This window comes from Plasticicumulans sp. (genome assembly GCF_035331805.1).
In the GTDB taxonomy this organism is placed as follows: domain Bacteria; phylum Pseudomonadota; class Gammaproteobacteria; order Competibacterales; family Competibacteraceae; genus Plasticicumulans.
Window position 1 is genome coordinate 1 of sequence record NZ_DAOLKE010000285.1, and the last position, 4525, is coordinate 4525.

The 4525-nt window shown below is 68.8% G+C and carries 5 protein-coding genes; all 5 read left to right on the plus strand.

Annotated features, from left to right (window positions below; all coding sequences use genetic code 11):
• On the plus strand, positions 1–487 hold a 487-nt coding region (locus PKE44_RS15320), incomplete at its 5' end, for a molecular chaperone TorD family protein (RefSeq protein WP_324552772.1).
• Between the two features lie 79 nt (positions 488–566).
• Positions 567–782 carry a twin-arginine translocation signal domain-containing protein gene (locus PKE44_RS15325; RefSeq protein WP_324552775.1) on the plus strand — a complete coding sequence of 72 codons (216 nt, stop codon included), beginning with the start codon at positions 567–569 and terminating at the stop codon, positions 780–782.
• Between the two features lie 10 nt (positions 783–792).
• Positions 793–3696: a formate dehydrogenase subunit alpha gene (locus PKE44_RS15330; RefSeq protein ID WP_324552778.1), complete on the plus strand. Its 2904-nt coding sequence runs from the start codon at positions 793–795 to the stop codon at positions 3694–3696.
• Between the two features lie 25 nt (positions 3697–3721).
• A complete protein-coding gene (gene fdh3B, locus PKE44_RS15335; RefSeq protein ID WP_324552782.1) occupies positions 3722–4306 on the plus strand; it encodes a formate dehydrogenase FDH3 subunit beta in 585 nt (194 codons plus the stop codon).
• A complete protein-coding gene (locus PKE44_RS15340) occupies positions 4303–4524 on the plus strand; it encodes a hypothetical protein (protein WP_324552785.1) in 222 nt (73 codons plus the stop codon). The genes fdh3B and PKE44_RS15340 overlap by 4 nt, the downstream gene beginning before the upstream one ends.
• Position 4525: the final 1 nt, after the last annotated feature.

Genomic DNA, 4525 nt, shown 5'->3' on the forward strand with positions numbered 1-4525 from the left:
GGCCGGCGAGGGCGGCGCGCTGGCGGCGGCCTGGCAGGACTTGCGCGCGGCGGCCGCGGTGGCCGATCCGGTCGCGCTCGAGCGCGAATATCACGCGCTGTTCATCGGCATCGGCCGCGGCGAGCTGCTGCCGTTCGCATCCTGGTACCTGACCGGCTTCCTGATGGAAAAGCCGCTCGGCGAACTGCGGGCCGATCTCGCCCGGCTCGGCTTCGAGCGCCAGCCCGGCGTCTGCGAGCCCGAGGACCACATCGCAGCCCTCGCCGAGGTGCTCGGCCTGCTGATCGGCGAGGGCTCGGCGGCGGCCGCGGGCTTCTTCGCGCATCACATCGAGCCCTGGGCCGGGCGACTGTTTGCCGACCTGCAGACGGCGGAATCGGCGCGCTTCTACCGCGCCGCCGGCCGCTTCGCCGAAGCCTTCCTTGCCTTCGAACGCCAGTACGGCGCGATGCCGGCGCTCGCGCCGTCGTCGGTGCCGGCCGGCTGAAATCAGCCGGCACCGCCAGCAATCACCGGAACTCCCGGAACCCGCATCACGACGCGCCCGGACGCACAGGAGCACCGACATGAGCGAGAAAACCCCTGCCGCCGGCCTCGACCGCCGCGCTTTCCTGAAACTGGTCGGCAGCGGTGCCGGCGCCGGGGCCGTGGCGCTGGCGCTGCCGGGCGTGGCGGTCGCCGCACCGGCCGCCGTGCGACCCGAACCCGAAGAAGCCGGGCGGCTCGATGCCGGCTATCGCGAGACCGCGCACGTACGCGCCTACTACGACACCTGCCGCTGAGGCCGTCCGCATGAAACTCGTCAGGAAACAGGCCGGGGCACGGCCGGCAGCCGCTGCGACCTCGCCGGTCGCGGCCTTCCTCGGCGCGACCGTCGACCGGCGCGCCTTCCTCAAATCCTCGGGACTCGCGCTCGGTGCGACCGCGCTCGGGGCCGCGCTCGGGCCGACGATGATGCGTCGCGCCTCGGCCGCGACCGACGCCGGCACCCACGCGAGCAACGCGGCGGTCGAGATCAAGCGCACGATCTGCTCGCACTGCTCGGTCGGCTGCGGCATCTACGCCGAGGTGCAGAACGGCGTCTGGGTCGGCCAGGAGCCGGCCTTCGACCATCCGTTCAACATGGGCGCGCACTGCGCGAAGGGCGCCTCGATCCGCGAGCACGGCCACGGCGAGCGGCGCCTGAAGTACCCGATGAAGCTCGTCGACGGCCAGTGGCAGCGCATCTCGTGGGACACGGCGCTGAGCGAGGTGTCGGCGCGGCTGCTGAAGATCCGCGAGGAATCCGGCCCCGACGCCGTCTACTGGCTCGGCTCGGCCAAGCACAGCAACGAGCAGGCCTATCTGTTCCGCAAGTTCGCGTCGATGTGGGGCACGAACAACGTCGATCACCAGGCGCGCATCTGCCACTCGACCACGGTCGCCGGCGTTGCCAACACCTGGGGCTACGGCGCGATGACGAACTCCTACAACGACATCGCCTACGCAAAATCCATCCTGATGATCGGCAGCAACGCCGCCGAGGCGCACCCGGTGTCGATGCAGCACATCCTGCGCGCCAAGGAGGACGGCGCGAAGCTGATCGTCATCGACCCGCGCTTCACGCGCACCGCCGCGCACGCCGATCACTACGTGCGCATCCGCCCCGGCACCGACGTGCCGTTCATCTGGGGCCTGCTCTGGCACGTGTTCCAGAACAACTGGCAGGACGACAGCTTCCTGCAGCAGCGCGTGTTCGGCATGGACGAGGTGCGCAAGGAAGTCGAGAAGTGGCCGCCGGCCGAGGTCGAGCGCGTCACCGGCGTCCAGGAGAAGGATGTCCTTGCGGTCGCGAAGCTGATGGCCGAGCACCGCCCCGGCACCTTCGTCTGGTGCATGGGCGGCACGCAGCACACGATCGGCAACAACAACACGCGCGCCTACTGCATCTTCCAGCTCGCGCTCGGCAACATGGGCAAGGCCGGCGGCGGCACCAACATCTTCCGCGGTCATGACAACGTCCAGGGCGCGACCGACTTCGGCGTGCTCGCCGACAGCCTGCCCGGCTATTACGGCCTCGCCGAAGGTTCGTGGAAGCACTGGGCGAAGGTCTGGGGCGTCGACTACGAGTGGCTGAAGGCGCGCTTCGACCCGAACGCCTACGACGGCGGCTCCGGCAAGCCGGTCAAGCCGATGGAAACCTCCGGCATCCCGGTGTCGCGCTGGATCGACGGCGTGCTCGAGGACAAGGCGCTGATGACGCAGCGCGACAACGTGCGCGGCATGGTGTTCTGGGGCCACGCGCCGAACTCGCAGACGCGCGGCACCGAGATGAAGAAGGCGTTCGAGAAGCTCGACACGCTGGTCATCGTCGATCCGTACCCGACCGTCTCGGCGGTCATGCACGAGCGCCGGGATGGCGTCTACCTGCTGCCGGCCGCGACGCAGTTCGAGACCTACGGCTCGGTGACGGCCTCGAACCGCTCGGTGCAGTGGCGCGAGCAGGTCATCGCGCCGCTGTTCGAATCGCGCCCCGATCACACGATCCTCTACCAGCTCGCGAAGAAGTTCGGCTATGCCGACGAGCTGTGCAAAAACGTCAAGGTCACGAACGACGAGCCGTCGATCGAGGATCTGGTGCGCGAATACAACCGCGGCATGTGGACGATCGGCTACACCGGCCAGTCGCCGGAGCGCCTGAAGGCGCACCAGAAGAACTGGCACACCTTCAACACCAGAACCCTGCGCGCCGAGGGCGGCCCGCTCGATCGCGAGTTCTACGGCCTGCCGTGGCCGTGCTGGGGCACGCCGGAAATGAAGCACCCCGGCACCGCGAACCTCTACGACACCAGCCTGCCGGTCGCCGACGGCGGCCTGTGCTTCCGCGCCAACTTCGGCGTCGAGCGCAACGGCGTGAACCTGCTCGCCGAGCATTCCTATCCGGCCGGTTCCGAGATCGAGGACGGTTATCCCGAATTCGACGACAAGCTGGTCAAGAAGCTCGGCTGGTGGGACGACCTCACCGACGCCGAAAAGACCGCCGCCGAGGGCAAGAACTGGAAGACGGACCTCTCCGGCGGCATCCAGCGCGTCGTCATCAAGCACGGCTGTGCACCGTTCGGCAACGCCAAGGCGCGCTGCGTGGTGTGGAATTTCCCCGATCCGGTGCCGATCCACCGCGAACCGCTGTATACCTCGCGCCGCGATCTGGTCGGGCAGTACCCGACCTATGCCGATCGCAAGGCCTACTGGCGCCTGCCGACGCGCTACGCGTCGATCCAGCAGCAGGACTTCAGCCAGGACTTCCCGATCATCCTGACCTCGGGCCGGCTGGTCGAATACGAGGGCGGCGGCGACGAGACGCGCTCGAATCCGTGGCTCGCCGAGCTGCAGCAGCACATGTTCGTCGAGCTGAACCCGAAGGACGCCAACGACGCCGGCATCCATGACGGTCAGGACGTCTGGGTCGAAGGCCCCGAGGGCGGGCGCATCCGCGTGAAAGCCATGGTCACGCGCCGCGTCGCGCCCGGGGTCGCGTTCACGCCCTTCCACTTCGGCGGCCGTTACCAGGGCAAGGACCTGCGCGAGCGTTATCCGCAGGGCTGCGACCCCTACGTGCTCGGCGAATCCTGCAACGTGTCGATGACCTACGGCTACGACTCGGTCACCGCGATGCAGGAAACCAAGTGCTCGCTCTGCCGCATCAAGCCGGCCTGACCCCGAACTCACGGAGACCGCCGCCATGGCCCGGATGAAATTCCTCTGCGACGCCGAGCGCTGCATCGAGTGCAACGCCTGCGTCACCGCCTGCAAGAACGAGCACGAAGTGCCCTGGGGCGTGAACCGCCGCCGCGTCGTGACCCTCAACGACGGCGAGCCCGGCGAGAAGTCGATCTCGGTCGCGTGCATGCACTGCTCGGACGCGCCGTGCATGGCCGTCTGCCCGGTCGACTGCTTCTACCAGACCGACAACGGCATCGTGCTGCACGACAAGGATCTCTGCATCGGCTGCGGCTACTGCTTCTACGCCTGCCCGTTCGGCGCGCCGCAGTACCCGCAGAAGCAGGCCTTCGGCGTGCGCGGCAAGATGGACAAGTGCACCTTCTGCGCCGGCGGCCCGGAGCCCGACAACTCCGAGGCCGAGTTCCACAAGTACGGCCGCAACCGCATCGCCGAAGGCAAGCTGCCGCTGTGCGCCGAGATGTGCTCGACCAAGGCGCTGCTCGCCGGCGACGGCGACGTGGTCTCGGACATCTACCGCGCACGCGTGCTGAAGCGCGGCGGCCGTCCGCAGACCTGGGGCTGGGACAAGGCGTACCCGGCATGAAACGCGCGCTCGTCTGTCTGCCGCTGCTCGCCGCCGCGCTCGGCGGCTGTTACGAGCCTCCGGGCGAGGTCGTGCTGCACCGGCCGCACGCCTACAAGGGCAAGGACGATGCGCTGCGCACCGTGCTCACCGATCCGGCCTTCGCCGAGCGTCTGCGCGCGCGCCAGCGCGCCGTGCAGGACGTGCGCATCGCCGGGCTGAAGGAGGCCGCGTTATGAG

Bases quoted from the DNA above. Each gene is read 5' to 3' on its own strand.
- PKE44_RS15340 (WP_324552785.1), top strand. From the start codon at position 4,303: ATGAAACGCGCGCTCGTCTGTCTGCCGCTGCTCGCCGCCGCGCTCGGC.
- PKE44_RS15325 (WP_324552775.1), top strand. From the start codon at position 567: ATGAGCGAGAAAACCCCTGCCGCCGGCCTCGACCGCCGCGCTTTCCTG.
- PKE44_RS15330 (WP_324552778.1), top strand. From the start codon at position 793: ATGAAACTCGTCAGGAAACAGGCCGGGGCACGGCCGGCAGCCGCTGCG.
- fdh3B (WP_324552782.1), top strand. From the start codon at position 3,722: ATGGCCCGGATGAAATTCCTCTGCGACGCCGAGCGCTGCATCGAGTGC.